This is a genomic window from Sporomusaceae bacterium, assembly GCA_031460455.1.
Classification (GTDB): Bacteria; Bacillota; Negativicutes; order Sporomusales; family UBA7701; genus Anaeroselena.
On record JAVKTQ010000003.1, the window covers coordinates 81,258 to 104,067 of the forward strand.

Genomic DNA, 22,810 nt, shown 5'->3' on the forward strand with positions numbered 1-22,810 from the left:
TAAGAAAAAATCGACGGGAGGTATGGTTATGGGCAAAATTCCTTTCGGGCCGACATACGACGAGATGCTTGACCCCGGCGTCCTGGACGGCACCCTGCGGGCCAGGGCGCTCGCCGCCGCGCAGGCCGACGAACTCGACCCGGTAAATCTTTTCAATATAACATGGAAGGATGCGGCGAACGGGGTGCGCAGGCTGGTTCTGCCGCCCGAGCTGACGGGCGTCGACGCCAATATCGTCGTGCTGCTGGGCTGCGGTTTTCCTTCCGGTTCCCACAAGGTTGGGCCTGCCTACAGCACGCTGATTGAGGGGCTGGTGGACGGGGAGATAATCCCCGGCGAGCATACCATCCTCGGTCCCTCGACCGGCAATTTCGGCATCGGCACCGCATATATCTCCAAGCTGCTCGGTTTCCGCGCCATTGTGATCATGCCGGACAACATGAGCAGGGAACGGTATGAGCGCATCGAAAAATACGGCGGGGAACTGGAACTGACGCCGGGGTCGGAATCGGATGTCATTCTGACGCTGGAGCGGACCCATGAGATGATGAAGAATCCTAAGTACAAGGCGCTGGCCCAGTTCGAACTGTTCCCCAACTACCGCTTCCACCGCCACGTCACCGGCAACAGCGCCGTGGAGGCGGTGCGGGGAATCGGCAACGGGCGGATCGCCGGCTTCACCTCCGCTCCGGGGTCGGCCGGGACGATCGCCGCCGGGGACCAGATCAAGGCCATCTTCCCGGAAGCGAAGATCGCCGCCCTCGAACCGTACGAATGCTCGACGCTGGCCGACGGCGGCCGGGGACAGCACCGTATCGAGGGCATCGGCGACAAGATGTGCACGCTGATTCATAATGTGCTGACAACCGATTTCGTGATATTGATAAAAGACGAGGAGACGGTGCAGGGGCTGAAGATTTTCCGCGACGGCGCCGCGACGCTGGTGAAGCTGGGGGTGGACCGGGACTTTGCCCTGGGCCTCCGCGACTGCTTCGGGCCTTCGGGGATCTGCAATGTGCTGGGGGCGATCAAGCTGGCGAAGTTTTTGCGCCTCGGCCCGGGGGACAATGTGGTGACAGTGGCGACCGACGGGTTCGACCGTTACCGGTCGGTGCTGGACGAACTGAACGGCCGCTATCTGGAAACTGCACCGTTCGTCCTCGACCGCTGGGCGGCCGATATTTTCCTGGGGGCGTCGGACGGGCAGGTGTTCGATTGCCGCAAGACGGGCGCGAAGGAACGGCTTTTCGTCCAGAAGGAGAACGACTGGCTGAAGTTCGGCTACAGCAAGGCGTTCCTGGACGGGATGCGCGACCAGGCTTTCTGGGAGGAACAGTACGGGAAGGTCGGCCACTACAATAACGAGATTCGCGCGCTGCGCGGCTAGGCTGGACGCGGCTCAAGCCACCATATTGCATATATGGTGGTTTTTTGTTTTGCTGTGCTTTATAATCATTTACAGAGGATTTTAATACGATAATGGGGGAACGGGCTTGAAAGAGAGGACGGCGGAACAGGAGCTTTGCAGGGGGCTGAAGTGCCGGCATCTGCAGATGATCGCGCTGGGCGGGATAATCGGCAGCGGCTACTTTCTGGGCAGCGGTTATATTATCGGCAAGGCGGGCCCGGCGTCGGTGCTGGCGTACCTGCTCGGCGGCCTGATCGTGTTCGCCGTGATGGTGTGCTTAGGCGAGCTGGCTGTCGCCCGGCCGGTTACCGGGTCGTTCATTAGCTACAGCCGGGATATGATTTCGCCGGCGTGGGCGTGCGGCGTGGGCTGGAGCTACTGGCTGTCGTGGGTGGCCTATGTGCCGTCGGAGATGATCGCGGCCGGGATTATCATGAACGAATTCTTCCCGGCGGTGAGCTCGATGTGGTGGGCGGTGCTGTTTGGCCTGGCGATTACGGCGATCAACCTGTTCCACGTCCATCTGTTCGGCGAAACGGAGTTCTGGCTGGCGCTGTTCAAAATCGTCGCGCTGGGGATGTTCAGCGTCCTGGCGGTGCTGATCTTTTTCGGCGCCATCGGCGGCGGCGATTTCCTCGGCACGAGCGTCCTGCTGTCGGGCGGCGGATTCGCCCCGGAAGGCTACTGGGCGGTGCTGCTGACGATGGTCATCATCCTGGTGAACTTTCAGGGGTCGGAGATCATCGGGCTGGCGGCGGGGGAAAGCGAGGATCCGGCGAAGACCATCCCGGCGACCGTAATGCAGGTGACTGTCCGCATTATCGCGCTTTACATAATTCCGATGCTGCTGCTTGTGACTATTTTTCCGTGGGACAAGGCCAGCCTGGAGGAGAGCGTATTCGCGGCGGCGCTCGGCGCGTACGGCCTGGAATGGGCGGGGGCGGTGTTCTCCTTTGTCGTGCTGACGGCGGCGATATCGTGCTCCAACTCGGGCCTGTACGGCTGCACGCGGGCGATGTACGCGCTGGCGCGGGAGGGTATGGCCCCCAGGTGGCTGGCGACGCTGAACAGGCAGGGTGTGCCGCAGAATGCGACGGCGCTGTCGATCGTGGTGTGCTGGCTGGGCGTTGTGCTGTATACGCTCGACCAGGATAAGAGTATTTACACTTACCTGCTGGCGCTGTCCGGCTTCACGGGCGCGATCGCGTGGATTTCGATCTGCTGGAGCCAGCTTAATTTCCGGCGGCGGCTGAGCCCGGAAGAGGTAAGGGCGCTCAGGTACAAGGCGCCGTTATTCCCGTATGTGACTTATTTCGGCATCTGGGCGCAGGTGGCTTGCCTGATTTTCGTGATTTTCACCGAGGAGCTTAGAACCTCGCTTTACCTGGGGGTGCCGATGCTGATAATCCCCATCGTGGTTTACCGGGTTAGGGCACTGCGCCGGCAGGTGGCCACCGAATCTTAACAAGAGACGACCCGAAGCCGCCATAGAAATCTATGGCGGCTTTAAATTTTTGGGAAGATTTTTCCCGCGCCGTTACTTTTTTCCGTTAGCCGCGTTTATTGCCATAGAAAGGTAAATAACAGGGCTCCCGCCGCGGAGGGCGCGGCCGGGGAGATAAGATGCGGGAGGGACGATGATTATGAGAAGGATTGTTGCCATACTGATGATGGCCTGTATGCTTACCGCAAGTTGGGCGGCGCCGGCGAGCATGGGGAACAGGGTGGACCCGGCGGCGGTGACAGTGGATGTCGGCGGCGTCCAGGGGGTGACGCTGGCGGAGCTGCTGTCGCTGCTGAGCGAGCGGAGCGGTGTGCCGATCGCGGCCGCGCCGGAGGTGGCGGGGCTGAGGGTCGATATCGCCGCGACGGCGGGGCGGACGCTGGCGGAGGTGCTGGCTGACCTGGGCGCGCGCTACCGGCTGGCTTATCGCCTGAATGACGGCGGGACGGCGGTGATCGTACTGAAGGCCGCGGAGTATGAAGAGCAGTGGGCGGCGGCGATGCCGCTCGGCGGGCGGAATGTTTTGGAGAAGAGCGTGGCGCTGAGCGGCGCGGCCCCGTCGCCCGGGGGCGGCTATTATCCGCCGGGCCCATACGGCGGCGAGGAGTATAAAAGGATTTACGACGGCAACTATCAGGATACCGCGACGTCGCCGCTGTCGACGTTTTCTATCGATGTCGACACCGCGGCGTACAGCAACGTCCGCCGGTTCCTGAACTCCGGGCGGTTGCCTCCGCCGGATGCGGTGAGGACAGAGGAGCTGGTGAATTACTTTACGTACGACTACCGCCAGCCGGCCGGGGAGCACCCCTTCTCGGTGACGGCGGAGGTGGCGGCCTGCCCGTGGCAGCCGGGGCACGAGCTGGTGATGATCGGTCTGCAGGGGAAAAATGTCCCGGCGGAGGAGCTGCCGCCGGCAACCCTGGTTTTTCTGATCGATGTTTCGGGGTCGATGGCGAGCGCGAACAAGCTGCCGCTGCTGAAGACGGCGTTTAAGGTGCTGGTGAAGCAACTGCGCGCCGAGGATACGGTGGCAATCGTCGTGTACGCCGGCCGGGCGGGGGTGGCGCTGGCGCCGACCGCCGGCAGCGAGAAGGGGAAGATTGCCGCCGCTATCGACAACCTGCAGGCGGGCGGCTCGACGGCCGGCGGCGCCGGCATCGGCCTTGCCTACAAGCTCGCCGGGGAGAATTTCCGCGAGGGAGGCAATAATCGGGTGATCCTTGCGACCGACGGCGACTTCAACGTCGGGCCGACGAGCGAGGGCGAGCTGACGCGGCTGATCGAGGCAAAGCGGGGCGAGGGTATTTTTCTCAGCATCCTCGGTTTCGGCATGGGCAATCTCAAGGATAACCGGATGGAGATGCTGGCAGACAGGGGCAACGGCATGTACGCCTATATCGACAGCGCCCAGGAGGCCAGGAAGGTGATGGTGGGGCAGATGGCCGGCACGCTGTATACCATCGCGCAGGACGTCAAACTGCAGGTGGAGTTCAATCCGGCCAAGGTCAAGGCTTACCGGCTGATCGGCTATGAGAACCGCAGGCTGGCCGACCGCGATTTCAACGATGACGGCAAGGACGCCGGCGATATGGGGGCGGGCCACGCGGTGACGGCGTTTTACGAGGTGATACCCGCCGGCGCGGCTGAAGGAGCGGGGGCGGTCGATCCGCTCGTGTACCAGAAGCCGGTGGCGGTGGCGAGCGACGATCTGCTGCAGGTGAAGGTGCGTTATAAGAAACCGGCCGGGCTGGGCAGCATTTTGTTGACCGAGCGGGTCGGCCCGGAGCGGAGGGTCGAAACCCCGTCGGAGAACTTCCGCTTTGCGGCGGCGGTCGCCGAGTATGCGCTGCTGCTGCGCGACTCGGAGTACAAGGGCCAGGCGTCGTACGGCCAGGTGCTAGAGCTGGCGGGGGGCGCCAGGGGCCGCGACGCGGAGGGCTACCGGGGCGAGTTCGTCAGGATGGTGGAGATAACACGGCTGCTGGCCGATAAAGAGTAACGAGGATTTTCGCGGAAGCCGTCGAAGACTGATGATATGGAATCAAGCACGTGTATAGAACGCGCTTACCATGGACAAGTCGTATAAAGAGCTTCTGCGACTCGGACACCCGGGACAGTGCGTTAGGGCATGCCTGGGTGTTCTTTGTTCGCCGGGGCTGCGACGGGATGAGGAAGCGGCAATACGGAAGAGGTGTAACCGGACAACGGCCTTATTTGCGCCGGCTCGCGCGTGACCGGCGATTCGTAAGCGGCGGAGAAATGGAGGCTTCTCTATGGCGGGACGAGGGATGATCGCTCCGGAACGGGATATCGACGGGACGCTTGAACAGATCGCAACGCGGGCGGCAGCGCTGGCCGGCACGGATAATGCCTTCGTGCTGCTGCTGAGCGACGACGGGGAGGAGCTTGCGGTGAAAGCCGGCACCGGCGCGTGCGCGGGGTTCGACGGCCAGACTTTTCCCGCGCGCGTCGGTATGAGCGCCCAGATATTGGCGACCGGCGAGCCGCTGGTGGTGAATAACTACCGTCAGTGGGCGCAGCGCAGCACCGACCCCCGCTTCGATTGGATCGAGGCGATCATGGGGATTCCGCTTAAGTCGGCGGGGAAGGTGATCGGCGTTATCAGCTTTCTTTCCGCGGAAAAGGCGGCGTTCAACAATTACGGGCTCGATTTGCTGGCCAATTTCGCGGATCTGGCGTCGCTGGCGCTGGAAAACGCCCGCCTGTATGCTGCGGCTCAGCAGGAGATCGGCGAACGCCGGCGGGCCGAAGAGGCGCTGAAGAAGTCGCAGGTCATGATGAAGACTGTCATGGACAGTGTTAGTTTCGGTATGGTCGTCATCGATCCCGCGATGAGGATTCTGGCGGCTAATAAGTATCTTCGGCAGCTATTCCCGGACGTGGATTTTTCCCGGACACCGCAATGTTATGTGCCTTTCAGTCACGTAAAAGCGAATGTCTGCCCAACCTGCCCGGTGAAGCAAACCTTTTTGGACGGCGAGGCTCACGAGAGCGTCTACACGGTGCCGCGTGAGGGCGGCGAGAAATACATCAGGCTGATAGCGTCGCCCATCAAGGACGAGGACGGGACGGTCGTGGCGGTTGTGGAGGTTTCGGAAAATATTTCCGAGCGGGTGTTGGCGGAGGAGAAGATCCGCACGCTGTCCCAGGCGGTCGACCAGAGTCCCGGCATCGTGCTGATCGCCGATACGGGCGGCAGGATTACTTACGTCAACGCCAAGTTCGCCCAGGTGACGGGCTATGCGGCCGAGGAGGTCATTGGCATGTCGCCGCGCGACTGCCTGAAATCGGGCGTCCACCCGGACACTTACTACAACGAGGTGTGGGCGACCGTCGAGGCAGGGCAGGAGTGGCGCGGGGAGTTTTGCAACAGGAAAAAGAACGGCGAGCTTTTCTGGGTGCTGGCGTCGATATCGGCGGTCATGAATGCCGAGGGCAAGGTAGCCTATTATCTGTGCATCCAGCATGACATTACCGAGAAGAAGGCGATGGAGGAGGCCCTGCGCGTGAGCAGGGAGACGCTGTCGCTGGCGGCGGAGCTGGCGCACCTCGGGCCGTGGCATTTCCGCATGGATAAGCAGAGTTTTGAGTTCAACGACGAGTTTTACGCCATCTACGGCACGGATACGGCCCGGGAAGGCCGGTTTATGACCCCGGAGGATTATGCCAGGGAATTCGTCCATCCGGAGGATGCCTGGCTGGTAGAAAGTGAAGTGCAAAGAGCCTTAGAAAGTCCCGGCTGCTATTCCACTCAGTTGGAACACCGCATCATCCGCCGCGACGGCGCGGTGCGGATGATCGTCGTGAGGATAAATATCGTCAAGGATGCCGCGGGCAGGCCTATTTTGTGGTATGGGGCCAATCAGGATATTACCGAGCAGAAGAAAACGGAACAGGCGCTGGAGGAGAGGAACGCCGAACTGCGGGAGGCGCTGCAGCGGCTGAAGCAGACGCAGGCCCACCTCATCCAGCAGGAAAAGATGGCCGGTATCGGCCATCTGGCCGCCGGCGTCGCTCATGAGATCAACAATCCGCTCAGCTTCGTGGTGAGCAATTTCGATACGTTGCAGAAGTATCTTGGGCGGATCACTGAAGTAATCGACGCCTACCGGGAAATCGGCCGGAGCGCGCTGACGGGGGACGCCGGACGTGTACGGAGCCTGGCGAACGATATCGCAGCGCTGGAGAAGAAGGCCAGGCTTGACTATATCCTGGATGATCTGACGCCGCTGTTCGCCGAGACCGGCGACGGAATCGACCGGGTGGCGAACATCGTCAAGGCGCTGCTGCTGTTTTCCCGCGTCGATCACCAGGAATATTTCGAGGACTACGACTTGAACGCCGGCATCAGGAGCACGCTGATTGTGGCCCGCAACGAGATAAAATACGTGGCGGCGGTGGAGGAGGATTACGGCGAGATACCGCCAGTCGAGGCGGTGGGCGGCCGGGTGAACCAGGTGCTGCTCAACATCCTCCTGAACGCCGCCCAGGCGGTAAAAAGCAAGCAGGCGGTCGCGGATGGGCTGATAAAGATCCGCACTTACCGCGACGACGAGTATGTGTATTGCGATATCGAGGACAACGGACCGGGCATACCCGAAGAGATCCGCTCAGACATTTTCAACCCGTTCTTCACGACCAAGCCGGTCGGTCAGGGCACCGGCCTCGGTCTCAGCATTTCCTACGATATCATCGTCAACAAGCATCACGGCGATATTTCGGTCGCAAGCGACGGCAGCTCGGGGGCAACTTTTACCGTCAAGCTGCCCGTCAAGCAGCGGTGAGGCGTCAAAAGTTTAGATGAAACAGGTTATATAAATAAAGCCCGCGCGGTAAGCGCGGGTTTTTGCCGTTGTGGGGCGACTGTTCAGAAGGCTTCGGCTTTTATGTTGATGTTGGCGGTGGCTGTGACGCTGCTTTTCAGGGTAGCTTCCAGCACCTGGTAGACGAGGTTGGCGTTGTCGCCCTTTTTTGCGAACACGCCGCCGACGCATACCTTAAGGGGGATATTATCATTCTTTTCGATGACCGACTGTTGGATGAGGACCTTGATTTTGTTGGCCCAGTTGAGCAGGACGGATTTCGTGTCCATGCGGGAGACGATGAGGAAACGGCCGCCGTACCAGCGGGCCGCCAGATCCCCTGGGGGGAGGTTTTCGACGATTGTCCGGGCAGCAACCTTTATTGCGGTGTTGGCGGTTATCATTCCATAATCGTCGTTTATTTCCTTCAGGTTGGCCAGTTCCAGGAACATGAGGCCGAGGGTGGAGTTTTCGCCGGAAACTTCGCCGGCGAGCAGGTTTTCCAGCTTGCTTTCGATGTACTGCCTGTTGGGGATGCCGGTGAGGGAATCGACGAAGGCTTTCTGGGCCAGGTCTTTGAGTTGTTCGGTGCTGGTGACGCTGCCGCTGCGGGTGAACACTTCCATGGTGGAGTTGACAAGGCCGGTTTCGTCCCTGAGCGGGATGGCGCGGACGGTGACCGGCACCCGATGCCCCTGCGCGTGGCGCAGGTAGACGGCCGCCTCTTTAACCTTGCCTTCCTGCAGCGCGAAGGTCAACGGACAGCTGTTGTTGCAGAGGATTTTGCCTTTGTCGTCGACGTGCAGCAGGAGATTGTCGTCGCACCGTCTGCCGGTTACCTGGGCGGCGGGGTAGCCTGTCAGCGCTTCGGCTGAGGCATTCCAGTAGAGGATGGTCCTGTCTTTGTCGACGATGTAGACGCCTTCGAACATCTGGTCCAGTACTTCCCTGCTTTTGTTAAGGTCCACGGTGTGTCATCCTCCGACGATGTTTGTCCGCTATGTCAGCAAAATGATAAGGCCTTTCTGATTATATAACGCGGAAATGATTTTTTCTTCTACACTTAGTTGGATTTATGTTGTATGCCGGGGGGCGAAGCTAGAATCTGGCCGGGGTTTGGGAGGATGAGGGCGGTTTAATCGTGAATGCAAGCAGGAAGGCGAGGAGGAGCAGCGCTGCCGAGACAAGGTAGGCGACGGTGTATTGACCTGTCAGGTCGGCTGCCCGGCCGCCCAGAATGGGGCCCAGCACCCCGGCGGCGCCCCAGGAGGTGAGTATTATGCCGTAGTTGGCGCCGAGGTTCTTCAGCCCGAAGTATTCGGCGGTGATGAGCGCGACGAGGGAGGCGCCTGCTCCGTAGCATATCCCGGTGAGCGCGGCGCCGGCGGACAGCAGCAGCGGGGTGGTGTAGGTCGAGAACAGCAAAAGGTTGACGGCCACGATCAGAAATACCGCCCGCAGGGTCGGCAGCCGGCCGAACCTGTCGGACAGGTGCCCGCCCGTTATCCGGCCGCCGGTGTTGAAGACCGCCAGCAGCATGACGAGGTAGAAGCCGTTTTCCCAGTTGGCCTGGGCGGTGGCGATGGTGGCGATATGGCCGATGACCATCAATCCTCCGGAACTCATGAAGAAATACGCCAGCCATAGCTTGTAGAATACCGGTAGCTTCAGCATCTCCCGCCAGGCGATTTCCGTCTGGCGACGCGATGCCGCCGCACGGGAGGTCTCCGCCGTCCGGGGGGGCCGAGTTTCGGCGGCGGGGACCTTGAGAAATTGGGCCATGATTATTATGACGGTGAAGATGCCGGCGCCGAGAAGGAAGAAGGTGTGGGAGATGCCGTAACGGCCAAGCAGCCAGGTGGCCAGCGGCGAAAAGTAGGCTGGGGCTATGCCGGCGCCGCCCATGACGATGCCGGTGATGAGGCCCCGTTTGCCGGGGGGACAGCATTTGACGCAGGTCGGCACCGACGTCGCCAGCGACAGCCCCGAGCCGGCGCCGGCGATGCCGTAGGATATCATTACAGCCAACGGGTCGGTGGAAAGGCTGCAGGCCATGAGCCCACCGCCCAGCAGCAGGCCGGCGACGGAGGCTATCCGGCGCGGGCCGTATTTATCCTGCAGATTGCCGCCGATGACTGAGGAGAGGGCGAAGATCGCAGTGTAGAAGGTGTAAGGCAGGGAGGCTTCTACGTGCGTCCAGTGCCAGTCGGTGACAAGCGCTTTTTTGATGACGCTCCAGGAATACTGGATCCCCAGCATGAGGTTGATTCCGGTGGCTGCCGCGAGCACCAGCCACGGCCGGAAGTTGTCGGTTTTCTGCGGCATGGGTGTCCTGCTTTCCGGCTGTCGTTGCTCTTTCGCCGGCTTGCCGGCGATTGTGAGCGCTTGGCCGAATGTTTGCGTCATTTCGACCTTATTATTTATCGGTTTCAGCGGTCGCGTCAAGATTTTTTTGCCGGCTTATGGGTTCCCGGCCGGGTGGGCGGCATGGAAGAACGGGTGCGAGCGGCGGGAAGGAGATGATTTCCAATATGTCGTATATGTCGTAATTAGTCACTATTGGGCTGTAAGCTGCGGAACGGGTGGCAGGCAGAATTGTGTTCGGGAGGGTATTATGCTTGTAAAGAATGCCAGGCTGAGGGGTAAAGAGGGGTTGTGGCAGCTCCTCATCCGGGACGGGATGTTCGTGGCGGTGGCGCCGCAGGTGGACGGCGACGGAGAAGAGGTGATCGACGCGGCCGGCAGGCTGGCAATCCCGCCGTATGTGGAGCCTCATATCCACCTCGATTGCGTGTTCACCGCCGGCGAGCCGCGCTGGAACGAGAGCGGCACGCTGTTCGAGGGAATCGAGCTGTGGGCGGAGCGCAAGAAGGCGGTTACGGTCGAGGATGTGAAGACGAGGGCGAAAAAGGCTATCGGGCTGCAGGTTTCCCATGGGGTGCAGTTCGTCCGCAGCCATGTTGATACGACCGACCCGGCGCTGACGGCCCTCAAGGCTTTGCTGGAGGTAAAAGAGGAGGTCAGGGGGCTCGTCGAGCTGCAGTTGGTCGCTTTTCCCCAGGAGGGGATACTGTCATTCCCGCAGGGGCGCGAGCTGCTGGCCGAGGCGGTGCGGCTGGGGGCGGACGCCGTCGGCGCCATTCCCCACTATGAGTTTACCCGCGAGTACGGGGTGGAGTCGGTGAAGTTCGCGCTGGCCCTCGCCGCCGAGCACGGCCGGCTGGTCGATATCCATTGCGACGAGACCGACGACCCGGCCTCGCGCTTCCTGGAGACGGTGGCGGCCGAGGCCCATCGTCTGGGCATGGGGGCGCGGGTGACCGCCAGCCACACGACGGCGATGCATTCCTACGATAACGCTTACGCGCACAAGTTGTTCCGGCTGCTCAAGCTTTCCGGCGTCAGCATCGTCGCCTGCCCGACGGAGAACATCCACTTGCAGGGACGGTTCGATACCTTCCCGAAGCGCCGCGGCATAACGCGGGTGAGGGAGCTGGCGGCGAGCGGCATCAATGTGGCCGTCGCCCAGGATTCGATCATGGACCCGTGGTATCCCCTGGGGACCGGCAACCCGCTCAGGGAGCTGGATATGTGCCTGCATGTCTGCCAGATGATGGGCTACGGGGAGATCGTCCGCTCGCTCGATCTGGTGACCGACAACGGCGCGCGGGTGCTCGGCGTGGACGGCGTTTACGGCATCGAGCCCGGCAAGCCGGCGAATCTGCTTATTCTCGACGCCGCGGATGAATTTGCGGCGATCCGCAGCCTGGCCTGTGTGCTCTATTCCATCCGCGGCGGCCGGGTTATCGTGAAACGGCGGCCGGCCGAGACGGAGATGGAGATAATCGGATGACCGGCCGCGAAGGCGAAGCCGACAAAGCAATCGGCGCTTCGCCGGCAAAGGAGTATGCCGCGGTCGAGCCTGTGCCGGCGGCGGACCGCAATATCGGCGCGGGGGATATGTTTGCCACGTGGGTCGGGGCGAACGCGAACAACGGTACGTGGTATGTGGGCGGGGTGGTTGCCGCCGCCTGTTTTATGCCGGCCCTGTATGTGACGGCGCTGGCGAATCCCGTCGCCTATGCCGTGATGGCGCTGGTGGGGCTGATCGGCTTCCGGGCCGGGGTGTCGACGATGGCGATTACGCGGTTCGCGTTCGGCATCAGGGGCAGTATGCTGCCGTCGCTGCTGAATACGACGCAGTTCATCGGCTGGACGGCGGTCAACACGTATATCGCGGCGGTTTCGGTGAGTTTCGTGCTGAAGGAGCTGTGGGGCTGGTCGGCGCTCGGCGAGCCGGGGGGCGAAACGACGATGCTGGCGGGAATCGCGCTCATGAGCGTGCTGCACCTCGTTTCGATCGCCGCCGGCCACAATTCGGTGAAGATCGTGGAGCGGGTCGGCGTGGCGCTGGTGGTGCTGCTGGCGGCGTGGGAGACGGTCGTGGTTTTTCAGCAGGTGTCGCTCAGCCAGATCGTCGCCTGGCGGCCGCCGGCCGGCAAGGAGCTGCCTTTCGGGGCGGCCGTGGACATAATGGCGGCGTTCAGCCTGGGCTGGGTGCCGGCGATCGCTGAGTTCACCCGTTATTGCAAAACAAAAACATCGGCGACCTGGGTGCCGATGCTGGGAGCGAATGTCGGGTTGTTTTGGTTCGCGCTGACCGGCACGGTGGTAACGATCGGGGCGGCACTCGCGACGGGGAGCTACGACCCGAACAACGCCGACCCCAGCACGGTGGTGAGCAAACTGGGGCTGGGGCTGGTGGCGTTCCTGGTTATCATCATTACCAGCACAACGGCCAACGCGATAAATCTGATGGCGGCCGGGATTTCCCTTACGAATATGACGGCGCGGGTGAAGGCCATCCCGGCCCTGTGGGCGGTGACGCTGGCCGCGGCGGCGGTAACCGCCGTGCCGCTTTTCACGGGCGGCTTCCTGCACGCGTTCATCCTGTTCCTCGAATATATCGGCATGGTGTTCGGGCCGGTGTTCGCGATCGTGATTACGGACTATTACCTGGTGAACCGCAGGCGGTACGATGTCGCGGCCATCGACGACAAGAACGGACGGTACTGGTACGGCGGCGGCGTCAACACGCGGGCGGCCGCGGTGTGGGCGGCGGGGGTGGTCGCCTTCCTGCTGCTGCGGGAGGCGCCGCTGTGCATGGCGACAATTGGCGCGACTTACCCGGCAATGGCGCTAACCGGGATAATGTATTATTTCGCCGCCGGCGACTGGAAGAGCACGGCGTTACCGGGCGAGCAGGTGTTGGACGAGTAGCCCGGCGGCGAACAGGAGGCCGAACAGGGTGTTGGTCTGGGCGGTGGCGACCATGGCGGGCATGAGCTCCGCGGGGGTGACGCCGCCGCGGGCGAAGCCTCTCGCGGCCTGAAGCTGTTTCGGCAGGCTGGCGAGCGCGAGCAGCGCCCAGGGGCCGACGATGCCGGCGAGCCAGAGGACGACGGCCCAGAGGTCGGCGAGGGTGAACATGGCCGCCAGTAGGGCGGTGGCTGGTCCGCGGCCGATGAGGATGGCCAGCGTGCGCCGGCCGTGGAGTTTGTCGCCGTCGAGGTCGCGGATGTTGTTGGACAGCAGGATGGCGCCGATCAGGATGGCGATGGGGACGGACACGAGGACGGCGGCGGCGGAGATGAAGCCTGTCTGGATAAAGAAGGCGACGACGATGATGACAATCCCCATGGTGCCGCCGGAGAAGATTTCGCCGAAAGGGGTGGCGGACAGCGGGTAAGGTCCGCCGGAGTAGAAGTAGCCTACCGCCGCGCCGGCCAGGCCGACCGGTAGGAGCCACCAGCTCGTCTGCTGGCAGAGATACAGGCCGAGGAGGAAGGCGGTCGCTACCGTCAGCCGGGCCAGCGTCAGGACGGTGTCCGGTGCGACGCCTTCGCGGACGAGCGTGCCGCTTATGCCGACCGATGTGGCGTTATCCAGGCCGCGCCGGTAGTCGTAGTATTCGTTGTACATGTTGGTGGCGGCCTGGAGAAGCATGCTCGCCAGCAGCATGGCAAGGAAGAGGGAAAACCGGCTTTGCCCGTGGGGGAGCGCAAAGGCGCTGCCGATGGCCACGGGGACGAAGGACGCGGTGAGGGTGTGGGGGCGGGTAAGTCTGAGCCAGATGCCCCAGTTGTTGCCGGTATTGAGCGGCGCGCCTGCCGCGCCGCGGCTTGTTGTCGTTTTTGGTTCCATCGCCGCACACCTTCCGTGGTTTCCGAACGGCGGCCGGTGCCGCAGGTTCGCTATTTATTATACAGGGAAAGGCGCTGCCTGCAAAGGGACATGCATACACTCCCCGATCGGGGCGGGGGATGGAGGATTATGCGCAGGCGCCGGGGAAATTATTATTCGATGCAATATTAAAGCGGAGAATCCGTGAGGAGGTAACGATTATGAGCAAAGGAAAGTGTGCGGCCTGCAAGGTGCCTAACAAGGTGTGCCGCAAACCCGGCGGCCACAGCCCCGTGTTTTGTTCCACCGTTTTGTACGGGGAGGCGCTCGCCAAGGCGGCGGCGGAGTACGATAAGTCCGATATCCGCGAGTTTGCCCGCCAGGCTAGTGTGCAGGAAGCGGAGTGTTATATCGACCGGGATGCCAACCCCCCTTATCTTTACCCGGTGAAGCCGAGGATTCAGGAGATAATCGAGTTTTCCCACAAGATGGGTTACAAGCGTCTGGGGCTGGCGTTCTGCGCCGGACTGCACCAGGAAGCGGCGGTGGTCAGCAAGATTTTCGAGACACACGGCCTGGAGGTCGTGTCGGTGATTTGCAAGGTCGGCGGCGTGAATAAGGGGAAGATCGATATCAAGCCGTCGGAGCAGGTGATGATCGGCGAGTACGAGACGATGTGCAACCCGATCGCTCAGGCGGAGGTGCTCAACGCGGCCGGCACCGATTTTAATATCCTGCTGGGGCTGTGCGTTGGTCACGATTCGCTGTTCATCAAGTATTCGAAGGCGATGGTGAGCGTGCTGGCGGTGAAGGACCGGGTGCTGGGACATAACCCGCTGGCGGCTATCTATACCCACGATTCCTATTACCAGCGGTTCAAGGCTTACCGGCTGAAGAAGCTGACGATAGCCGACGGGAAGAAGGAGTAGCGGAAAAACCCCAAGTGCAAAATAGAGCCACGGGTGATTGGGCCGACGATTGCAAATCAATTTCGAGTTGCAATCGTCGGCTTTGCTGCTATATAATGGGTGTGAGGTGAGGAGATGGAGATAAGTCTCAGGAGGCAACAGACGGAGCTGGCGGCCGAGAAGCTTGCCGACGCCGTTCTCCGTCCGGGAGGACAGGAAGTGAGGCCCAATCAGCTGCTCAGAGCGGCGGGCCTGACCGGTCGCCGCGATCCTCTTTCCGAGCTTCAGCAGAAGATACTGACCGCGGCGATTGCGCTTATCCACGCCAGTGGCAAGCCTGACGCGACGCGGACTGCTTACGCGATGAAAACAGGCGATTTCCTGACGCTTTGCGGGGGCGGGAGCGACGATCCTTATGCTTTTCTGACTGGCGAGGTTGAGAAGCTGGTAAAGAAGGGCGTGTGGCTGCACGACGGGCAGGCGGGAACGCTGACCAGGACGCAATGGTTCCAGTCGATCGGTTTCGGCGGCGGGGAAATTGTTTTTCAGTTTGCCGCGCCGGTACTGGCGCTGATCGCCGCCATCGCGCCCGGCGATACCGAATACCAGTTGGTGAAGGGTATCCAGTACAAGGGCAAACATACCAGGGCGGTGTTCGAGATTATCTGGGCCGGGAAGTCGGCCGGGGTGGTGGAGTACAGCATTCCCGAGCTGATGAGGCTGCTGGCGCTGGAGCATACCCGTTATTCGTACGGGCAGTTGAGGCTCCGCGTCCTGGAGCCGTCGTTGCAGGAGATCTACGATTGGGATGAGGAGATCGCCGTCCGCTTCGGACCGACCTTTTCCGGCCGCAGGGTGGAAGGGGTGTGGTTCGAGGCGATGACCGGGAATGAGGCCCGCGAGCTGCGGGAGAAGGAGCCCCAGTTCAGGTTCGCGCCTCCGGAGGAGCGGCCGGTGCAGGGCGACTGACAAGACGGGAGAACGATGATTATGGATAAAATTGTTACAAGGATAGTTTATAAAGCCCTCGACGGCGGCGAGATCACCCCGGCGGAGATCAGGAAGCTGCTCGGCGTCGATTGGCTGTCGGAAGAGGCTTTTCTGATGCAGTATGCTTCGCGGAAGATGAGCGAGGCGTCGGCCAAGGGTAAGGCGGAGGTGCACGGCCAGGTCGGCATCGACGTCGGCCCGTGCCCGAAGAACTGCGAGTATTGCTCGTTTGCCGCGAAGCATAGTGTTTTTCCCGCTCCCAAGGTCCACCCCGTGGCGGAGATTGTCGAGACCTGCCTGGGGCTGGAGGCGGCCGGGGCCAACGCTGTTTACCTGATGGCGACCGCCGCCGTCGCCCTGCCGGATTACCTCAGGATCGCCAGGGATGTGCGCGCCGCCCTGAAGCCGGAGATGCCGCTAATTGCCAATGTGGACGATTTCGACGAGGAGGGGGCCAGGGCGCTGAAGAAGGCCGGGTTCGCCGGCATATACCACTGCGTGCGCCTCGGCGAGGGCAAGGTGACGGCGATCGAACCGCGGATGAGGGTCCGCACCATCCAGGCCGCGCAAAAGGCGGGGCTGCTGCTGGGGACGAGCGTGGGGCCGGTGGGACCGGAGCACACGGTCGAGGAGCTGGTGGCGACGACGGTGACGACCAGGGAGCTGAAGCCGGTGAACAGCGCCGCCTGCCGGCGGATCAACATCCCCGGCCTGCCGCTCACCGACCACGGGTCGGTGAGTTACGGCCGGATGGCGCATATCCTGGCGGCAGTCAGGCTGGCAAGCGGCTACGAGACCATCGGGTTCGGCACCCACGAGCCCAACGGTATGGGCGCCATGGCCGGGGCCAACCTGTTCTGGGCGGAACGGGGGGCCAATCCGCGCGACACAAGCGAGGCCACGGTACGGGGCTGGACGGTGGAGCAGGCGCGGGCGCTGCAGGAGGAAGCCGGCTGGGAGACGCTCGAAGGCCCGTCGGCGATGTTCGGGGGAAGGTAGCGGCCAGGCGGCCGATGCGGATAAAGATGCTGAAGGAGTGGAGCGACGATGCGCAGTTTTCAGGAATTTGTCGATGAAGCAAGACAGCCGCTGGTCAGGGATAGCCTTAAAGTTTTGCAGGTCAATATGGGGTATGTGTGCAATCTGCGGTGCCACCACTGCCACCTGGAGGCGGGGCCGGACCGCCGGGAGACGATGAGCCGGGAGGTCGTGGACGATTGCCTGCGGTTCGTCAGGGGTGCCGGGGAGATCGATGTGGATATCACCGGCGGGGCGCCGGAGGCGAATGAGAATTTGGCGTATTTCATCGGTGAGTTGCGCCGCCTTAAGAACGTGAAGCGCATTATCGTGCGCTCTAATCTGGCGATTCTGGAAGAGGCGGGGAAGACGCACCTGCCGGAGTTTTTTGCCGGTCAGGGAGTGGAGATCGTGTCGTCAATGCCCTGTTATCTGGAGGATAATGTGGCCGCCCAGCGGGGCGAGGGCGTGTATGAGAAGAACGTCAGGGTGCTGCGGCGGCTGAATGCGCTCGGTTTCGGCACTGGGCGGCATAAGCTGCATCTGGTGTACAATCCCGGCGGCGCGTTCCTGCCGGGACCGCAGGCCGGGCTGGAGGCCGATTATAAGAAGAATCTGGGCGAAACTTTCGGGATAAAGTTCGATAGCCTGTTTACGATCGCGAATATGCCGATCGGCCGTTTTCGCAGCGATTTGGAGGGCCAAGGCCAGTTGGCGGGCTATCTCAAGCTGCTTGACGATAGCTCGCACGCGCGCAATCTGGCGCAGGTGATGTGCCGCAGCCAGATAAGCGTGGACTGGCAGGGAAGGCTGTTCGACTGCGACTTCAACCAGGCGCTCGGCGTCCCGGCGACGGCGGGCAAGATCGGCGAAGTGAGCGCCAGCGAGCTGGTGGGGCTGCCCATCCAGGCGGGCGACCACTGTTTCGCCTGCACCGCCGGCGGCGGCAGCAGCTGCCAGGGGAGTTTTGGCAAATGCGGATGAGGTCGGCAATCGTAGCCCTGCTGTTGGCCGCGCTGGCGATCAGCGGCTGCGGCGGCAAGAGCTCGACTCAGACTCCGGGCGCGGAGCCGGCCGGTAAGGAGATCCGCATCGGGATCGTGCCCCTGCCGCATTACGCCCATATGTGGGTGGCGAAGAAGAAGGGCTTACTCGACGAGGAACTGAACAAAGCGGGCTATAAACTGAAGTGGCAGCCGTTCGCCCTGGGGCCGATGGTGAGCGAGGCTTTCGCGGCCGGCCATCTCGATTTCGGGGTCATGGGCGATTTCCCGGCCTTCATTGGCCGGGCCGCCGGCACCGACTATCGGATCGCGGCGGTCGCTTCGTCGGGACCCAAGACGCTGGCGCTGGTGGTCAAGAGGGATTCCCCTGTTACCGGCATAGCCGCCCTGAAAGGCAAGAAGGTGGCGACGACCAAGGCGGCGTACGGGCAGAAGCTGCTGCACCTGCTGCTGGAAAAGAACGGACTGGCTATGAACGATATCCAGTTTATCCATATGTCGATGGACGATCTGGCGACAGCGCTGGTGCGCGGCGACGTGGACGCCGGCGTGATGTGGGACCCGTTGCTGACTCGCCTGGGCGAGGCCGGCGAAATCAGGGTGCTGGCCGACGGGACGGGAATCTACGAGGCATATGCCGTGCTGATGGCGAGCGGCGAGATGCTTGATAAGCATCCGGCGGCGGTCGACGCGGTGCTGAAGGCGTTCCGGCGGGGCAGCGAGTACCTGAGGCAGCATCCCGAGGAAGGCAAGAAGCTGCTGCTTGAGGATATAAGGATGCCGGAGACGCTGCTGGCGAAGGTTGTCGGCAAGTTCAATTACGACGATAAGATCACCGATCGGTTCGTGGCCGATATGAAGGATACCGAAGCGTTTATGCGCAAAGGCGGTTTGCTGAAAAATCCGGTGGATGTCGAGGCTTTCGTCCGCCGGAAGTGATGCGGGAGAGATAACAACGATGGAGATGGCGCTTAAGATCGCGGCAACGTATAGGGACAATTTGGCGGCCGGCCTGCCGGGGTGGAAGAAGCTGGCGGCTCCGGCCGTCTTGCTGGCGATATGGCAGGCGGTTACCACCGCCGGTCTGGTCAAACCGATTTTGCTGCCCCCACCGGGGCAGGTACTCGAGGCTTTGCTGGCGATGGCTGGCAGCGGCGAACTGGCCGTCCATCTGGGGGCGAGCATCGTTCGGGTGCTCGAAGGCTTCGCGCTGGCCGCCGTACTGGGGGTGGGCCTGGGCCTGGCGCTGGGCATTTTTCCGCTGCTGTTCGAACTTGCCGACGGCGTCATCCAGCTTATCCGCCCCATCCCGCCGATTGCCTGGCTGCCGCTGGCGATCCTCTGGTTCGGCATCGAAGAGGGGTCGAAGGTTTTCATTATCACGCTGGGCGCCTTTTTCCCGATCTTCGTCAATGTGCTTGACGGTGTCCGTCAGACGGATCATAAGTTTTTGGAGCTGGCCAGGGCGTTGGAGGTGCCGAAGGGCAAGTTTATCGCCAAGGTCGTTATTCCGGGGGCGCTGCCGTTCATTGCCGCCGGGCTGCGCATCGGACTGGGCTACGCCTGGATGTGTGTGGTGGCCGCGGAGCTGTCGGCCGGGATGACCGGCGTTGGCTACATGCTCACCGACGCGCGGGCGCTGGCGCAGACCGACCGGGTGCTGGTGGGGATGCTGGCGATCGGCGTGGTGGGCAAGGCGATGGACGGCGTGCTGCGCGCGCTGGAAGAGAGGATTGTCAGATGGAGAACCTCCTTTACCGGGGAATAGATGACGACCTGCTGGTCGTCGCCGGCCTGGGGAAGATATATAAGACACGCGGCGGCGACGTGGCCGCGCTTGAGGGCATCGACCTCCGCGTGGGCGGCCACGAGTTCGTCAGCATCGTCGGCGCGAGCGGCTGCGGGAAGAGTACGCTGCTGCGGATAATCGCCGGACTTGACGCAGATTACGGGGGAACGGTCGCGGTACGCGGGCGGCGGGTCGCCGGCGCCGGCCTCGACCGGGGGATCGTGTTCCAGGAACCGCGGCTGCTGCCGTGGCTGACGGTGGCGGAGAATGTGGCTTTCGCGCTGCAGAAGGGCAGCCGGGAGGAGAAAGCGGCAATTGTCACCGCCCACCTCGAGAAGGTGGGGCTGGTCGGGTTTGCGCAGGCTTACCCCGGGGAGCTGTCGGGCGGGATGGCGCAGCGGGCGGCGATCGCCAGGGCGCTGGTCAACCGGCCGGAAATCCTGCTGCTGGACGAGCCGTTCGGTGCGCTGGACGCGCTGACGCGCCTGAGGATGCAGCACGAGTTGCTGGAGATCTGGCGCGACAACAGGACGACGATGATTATGGTGACTCATGATATTGAGGAGGCCGTGTACCTCGGCGACCGGGTGGTGGTGATGTCGGAACGGCCGGGAACGGTGAGGAAAGAGTTTGCCGTCGACCTGCCGCGGCCGCGGAGCCGCTCCGACGCCGCTTTCCAGCAACTCCGGCAGGCGATCGGCCGGGAATTTCACGAAGAGTTGGGGTAGAGCGCGGCGCAGGAAAGGGGCTGGTTTTTATGATGGCGATAAGACGGGCGGAGGCCGCGGACTTCGGCGAAATCTGGCCGATCCTCAAGGAGGTTTTTGCGCGGGGGGATACGTATTCTTTTTCGCCCGATACCTCTGAGCAGGAAGGCTTCCGCATCTGGATGGAGCTGCCGCTCGCTACATATGTCGCTGTGGCGGACGGGCTGGTGGCGGGGACATATTTTCTAAAACCCAATCAGCCCGGTCTTGGCGCGCATGTCGGCAATGCGGGCTACGCCGTCAGTTCGGCGGCCCGCGGCCGGGGAATCGGCCGAGCGATGTGCGAACACTCGCTGAAGGAGGCTCGGGCGCTGGGGTTCAAAGCGATGCAGTTTAATTTCGTCGTATCCACGAACACGGTGGCGGTGGAGCTGTGGCGAAAGTGCGGTTTCACGGTCGCCGGCAGGCTGCCCAAGGCTTTTGCGCATCAGGAGCAGGGATTCGTGGACGTTTTTGTGATGTACCAGTGGCTGGGCTAAGGGGAAGGCGGTGAGGCGATGAAGAAGTCTCTGGGGGCGCTGGCGCCGGCGATGCCGTTGCCGGTGTGGGTGATCGGCAGTTATGGCGAGGACGGCTCGCCCTGTCTGATGACCGCGGCCTGGTGCGGGGTGTGTTGCTCTGAGCCGCCCTGCGTGGCGGTGGCGGTGCGCAAGTCGCGGTTGACGCATGTCAGTATCGCCGCGCGCGGCGCTTTCACGGTCAACATCCCGTCGGAGCGTTACGCGGCGGAGGCGGATTACTGCGGTCTGGTTTCCGGGCGGGACGTGGATAAGTTTGCGGTGACGGGGCTGACGGCGGTCGGCAGTGAGCTGGTGGACGCTCCTTATGTCGCGGAGTTTCCCCTGGTGCTGGAGTGCACGGTGGTGGAGGCTGTCGAGCTGGGCAGCCACACCCTTTTCGTCGGCAGGATCGCCGATGCGAAGGCCGATGCGGCGGTACTCGGCGAGAACGGTCTGCCGGACCTGGCGAAGGTAAAACCGCTGGTGTGCAGCCCGACTGACAGGAATTACTACGGCGTCGGCAACGTGCTGGGGGGGACGTATTCGCTGGGGCGCGGTATTGCCGCGAAGACATAGACGAGGATGTGAGGCTGGCCCGATTGACCGGGGCGGCCTTTTTGCTTGTTCGCGGCATATCGGTCGCTGGAAGGGATTGGAGTTCTTTTTTGGGAAAGCGTGTGTCAAAATGAAAAAACGCGCGGTTTCCTCCGTTTTTTTGGTGCGGACGCTATTGGGGCGGCGCACCTTTGGCAAGGTTGCCGGCGATGGCACGGTTATTGCAAGTGCTTATATATGTATAACCCGGATGGCGGGGCGCGGGTCATTTTGCCGCCGCCCGGCAACCGGCAGGAAACCGCATGATAACGAGCCTTTGAAGGAGATGGTGCAGATGCAGATGATTAAAGTTGAAGATGCGGTAGGTAGCGTTCTTTGCCACGATATAACCAGGATCGTGCCCGGCGAGGCCAAGGGGCCGGCGTTCAAGAAAGGCCATATCGTTTCTGCGCAGGATGTTCCCGAGCTGCTGAAGCTGGGCAAGGAGCACTTGTATGTCTGGGAGCTCAGGAAGGGGTTCGTACACGAGAACGACGCTGGGCTGAGGATAGCCAGGACGCTGCAGGGGCAGGGGCTTTCCCTTACCGAGCCTAGCGAGGGCAAGGTGAAGCTTGTCGCCGAAACCGACGGGCTGTGTGTCATTGACGAGAACCGCCTGCTGCAGATCAATATGCTGGAGGAGATCGCGGCAGCGACGATCAGCAACGCCAGGCCGGTGAAGAAGGGCATGGCTGTGGCCGGGGTAAGGGTTATCCCGCTGGTTATTGCGGAGGAGAAGCTGGCGCAGGCGGAGGCGATAGCGCCGGCTGGCGGCGTTATCGCGATAAAGCCGTTCCACTCTTATAAGGTGGGGGTTATCACCACCGGCAGCGAGGTTTACCACGGGCGGATCGAGGATAAGTTCGGGCCGGTGGTCAGGGAGAAGGTCGAAGCGTTCGGCTGCCGGGTGATCGAGCATATCATCGTGCCTGACGATGTGGAGCGGATTTCCGCGGCGATAAAGAAGCTGCTGGCGGGCGGCGCCGAGATGATCCTGACGACCGGGGGGATGTCGGTCGACCCCGACGATGTGACGCCGACCGCCATCAGGGCGGCGGGCGCGGATATCGTGACATATGGGGCCCCCGTGCTGCCGGGAGCGATGTTGATGGTCGCCTATATGGGCCAGGTGCCGATTTTGGGATTGCCGGGCTGCGTGATGTATCACAAGACGACGGTTTTCGATCTGGTGCTGACGCAGGTTCTTGCCGGCGAGACAGTCACCCGGGCGATGATCGCCAAGCTGGGGATGGGCGGGCTGTGCCTGGAGTGCGAGGTCTGCCGCTACCCGCAATGTTCGTTTGGCACAGGCGCATAGAG

General features: G+C 62.3%; 19 protein-coding genes. 16 read left to right on the forward strand and 3 right to left on the reverse strand.

Annotated elements, in window-relative coordinates:
- Window positions 1–28: 28 nt before the first annotated feature.
- The 4 genes from RIN56_07140 (at window position 29) to RIN56_07155 (ending at window position 7,720) form a co-directional block, all read left to right on the forward strand.
- The gene (locus tag RIN56_07140) at window positions 29–1,387 is read left to right on the forward strand and encodes a pyridoxal-phosphate dependent enzyme (GenBank protein MDR7866581.1); all 1,359 of its coding nucleotides are present in this window, start codon (window positions 29–31) and stop codon (window positions 1,385–1,387) included.
- 166 nt (window positions 1,388–1,553) lie between these two features.
- Complete coding sequence (locus tag RIN56_07145) at window positions 1,554–2,873, forward strand: amino acid permease (protein MDR7866582.1); 1,320 nt, start codon at window positions 1,554–1,556, stop codon at window positions 2,871–2,873.
- A gap of 178 nt (window positions 2,874–3,051) precedes the next feature.
- Window positions 3,052–4,914, forward strand: a complete 1,863-nt coding sequence (locus RIN56_07150) for a VWA domain-containing protein (protein MDR7866583.1) — start codon at window positions 3,052–3,054, stop codon at window positions 4,912–4,914.
- 274 nt (window positions 4,915–5,188) lie between these two features.
- The gene (locus tag RIN56_07155) at window positions 5,189–7,720 is read left to right on the forward strand and encodes a PAS domain S-box protein (protein ID MDR7866584.1); all 2,532 of its coding nucleotides are present in this window, start codon (window positions 5,189–5,191) and stop codon (window positions 7,718–7,720) included.
- An 83-nt stretch (window positions 7,721–7,803) separates the two neighbouring features.
- On the opposite strand, the gene RIN56_07160 is transcribed toward RIN56_07155, so the two are convergent.
- Together RIN56_07160 and RIN56_07165 are read right to left on the reverse strand one after the other, a co-directional pair.
- Window positions 7,804–8,706: a GGDEF domain-containing protein gene (locus RIN56_07160; GenBank protein MDR7866585.1), complete on the reverse strand. Its 903-nt coding sequence runs from the start codon at window positions 8,704–8,706 to the stop codon at window positions 7,804–7,806.
- Window positions 8,707–8,836: 130 nt separating this feature from the next.
- A complete protein-coding gene (locus RIN56_07165; GenBank protein MDR7866586.1) occupies window positions 8,837–10,063 on the reverse strand; it encodes an OFA family MFS transporter in 1,227 nt (408 codons plus the stop codon).
- 289 nt (window positions 10,064–10,352) lie between these two features.
- Here RIN56_07165 and codA point away from each other — a divergent pair, with 289 nt between their 5' ends.
- Window positions 10,353–11,591 carry a cytosine deaminase gene (codA, locus tag RIN56_07170; GenBank protein ID MDR7866587.1) on the forward strand — a complete coding sequence of 413 codons (1,239 nt, stop codon included), beginning with the start codon at window positions 10,353–10,355 and terminating at the stop codon, window positions 11,589–11,591.
- A complete protein-coding gene (locus RIN56_07175) occupies window positions 11,588–13,018 on the forward strand; it encodes a cytosine permease (protein ID MDR7866588.1) in 1,431 nt (476 codons plus the stop codon). Before codA ends, RIN56_07175 begins: the two co-directional genes overlap by 4 nt.
- Here the strand turns inward: RIN56_07175 and RIN56_07180 are convergent.
- Window positions 12,989–13,942, reverse strand: coding sequence for a 1,4-dihydroxy-2-naphthoate polyprenyltransferase (locus tag RIN56_07180; protein ID MDR7866589.1), 954 nt, complete (start codon window positions 13,940–13,942; stop codon window positions 12,989–12,991). The genes RIN56_07175 and RIN56_07180 overlap by 30 nt on opposite strands.
- 200 nt (window positions 13,943–14,142) lie before the next feature.
- On the opposite strand from RIN56_07180, the gene RIN56_07185 reads away from it, so the two are divergent.
- The 10 genes from RIN56_07185 (at window position 14,143) to RIN56_07230 (ending at window position 22,808) form a co-directional block, all read left to right on the forward strand.
- Window positions 14,143–14,850, forward strand: a complete 708-nt coding sequence (locus RIN56_07185; protein ID MDR7866590.1) for a DUF1847 domain-containing protein — start codon at window positions 14,143–14,145, stop codon at window positions 14,848–14,850.
- Window positions 14,851–14,964: 114 nt separating this feature from the next.
- Window positions 14,965–15,798 (forward strand): replication initiation protein, encoded by an 834-nt coding sequence (locus RIN56_07190; protein ID MDR7866591.1) that lies wholly within the window; start codon window positions 14,965–14,967, stop codon window positions 15,796–15,798.
- Window positions 15,799–15,819: 21 nt separating this feature from the next.
- Window positions 15,820–16,818, forward strand: coding sequence for a hypothetical protein (locus RIN56_07195; protein ID MDR7866592.1), 999 nt, complete (start codon window positions 15,820–15,822; stop codon window positions 16,816–16,818).
- 48 nt (window positions 16,819–16,866) lie between these two features.
- A complete protein-coding gene (gene arsS, locus RIN56_07200) occupies window positions 16,867–17,820 on the forward strand; it encodes an arsenosugar biosynthesis radical SAM protein ArsS (protein MDR7866593.1) in 954 nt (317 codons plus the stop codon).
- Window positions 17,811–18,779, forward strand: a complete 969-nt coding sequence (locus tag RIN56_07205) for an aliphatic sulfonate ABC transporter substrate-binding protein (GenBank protein ID MDR7866594.1) — start codon at window positions 17,811–17,813, stop codon at window positions 18,777–18,779. The genes arsS and RIN56_07205 overlap by 10 nt, the downstream gene beginning before the upstream one ends.
- Window positions 18,780–18,798: 19 nt before the next feature.
- The gene (locus RIN56_07210; GenBank protein MDR7866595.1) at window positions 18,799–19,608 is read left to right on the forward strand and encodes an ABC transporter permease; all 810 of its coding nucleotides are present in this window, start codon (window positions 18,799–18,801) and stop codon (window positions 19,606–19,608) included.
- A complete protein-coding gene (locus RIN56_07215) occupies window positions 19,581–20,357 on the forward strand; it encodes an ABC transporter ATP-binding protein (protein MDR7866596.1) in 777 nt (258 codons plus the stop codon). The genes RIN56_07210 and RIN56_07215 overlap by 28 nt, the downstream gene beginning before the upstream one ends.
- Window positions 20,358–20,386: 29 nt before the next feature.
- The gene (locus tag RIN56_07220) at window positions 20,387–20,875 is read left to right on the forward strand and encodes an N-acetyltransferase (protein ID MDR7866597.1); all 489 of its coding nucleotides are present in this window, start codon (window positions 20,387–20,389) and stop codon (window positions 20,873–20,875) included.
- A gap of 18 nt (window positions 20,876–20,893) precedes the next feature.
- Window positions 20,894–21,472, forward strand: a complete 579-nt coding sequence (locus RIN56_07225; protein MDR7866598.1) for a flavin reductase family protein — start codon at window positions 20,894–20,896, stop codon at window positions 21,470–21,472.
- A gap of 313 nt (window positions 21,473–21,785) precedes the next feature.
- On the forward strand, window positions 21,786–22,808 hold the full coding sequence (locus RIN56_07230) for a molybdopterin-binding protein (protein ID MDR7866599.1): 1,023 nt from the start codon (window positions 21,786–21,788) through the stop codon (window positions 22,806–22,808).
- Window positions 22,809–22,810: the final 2 nt, after the last annotated feature.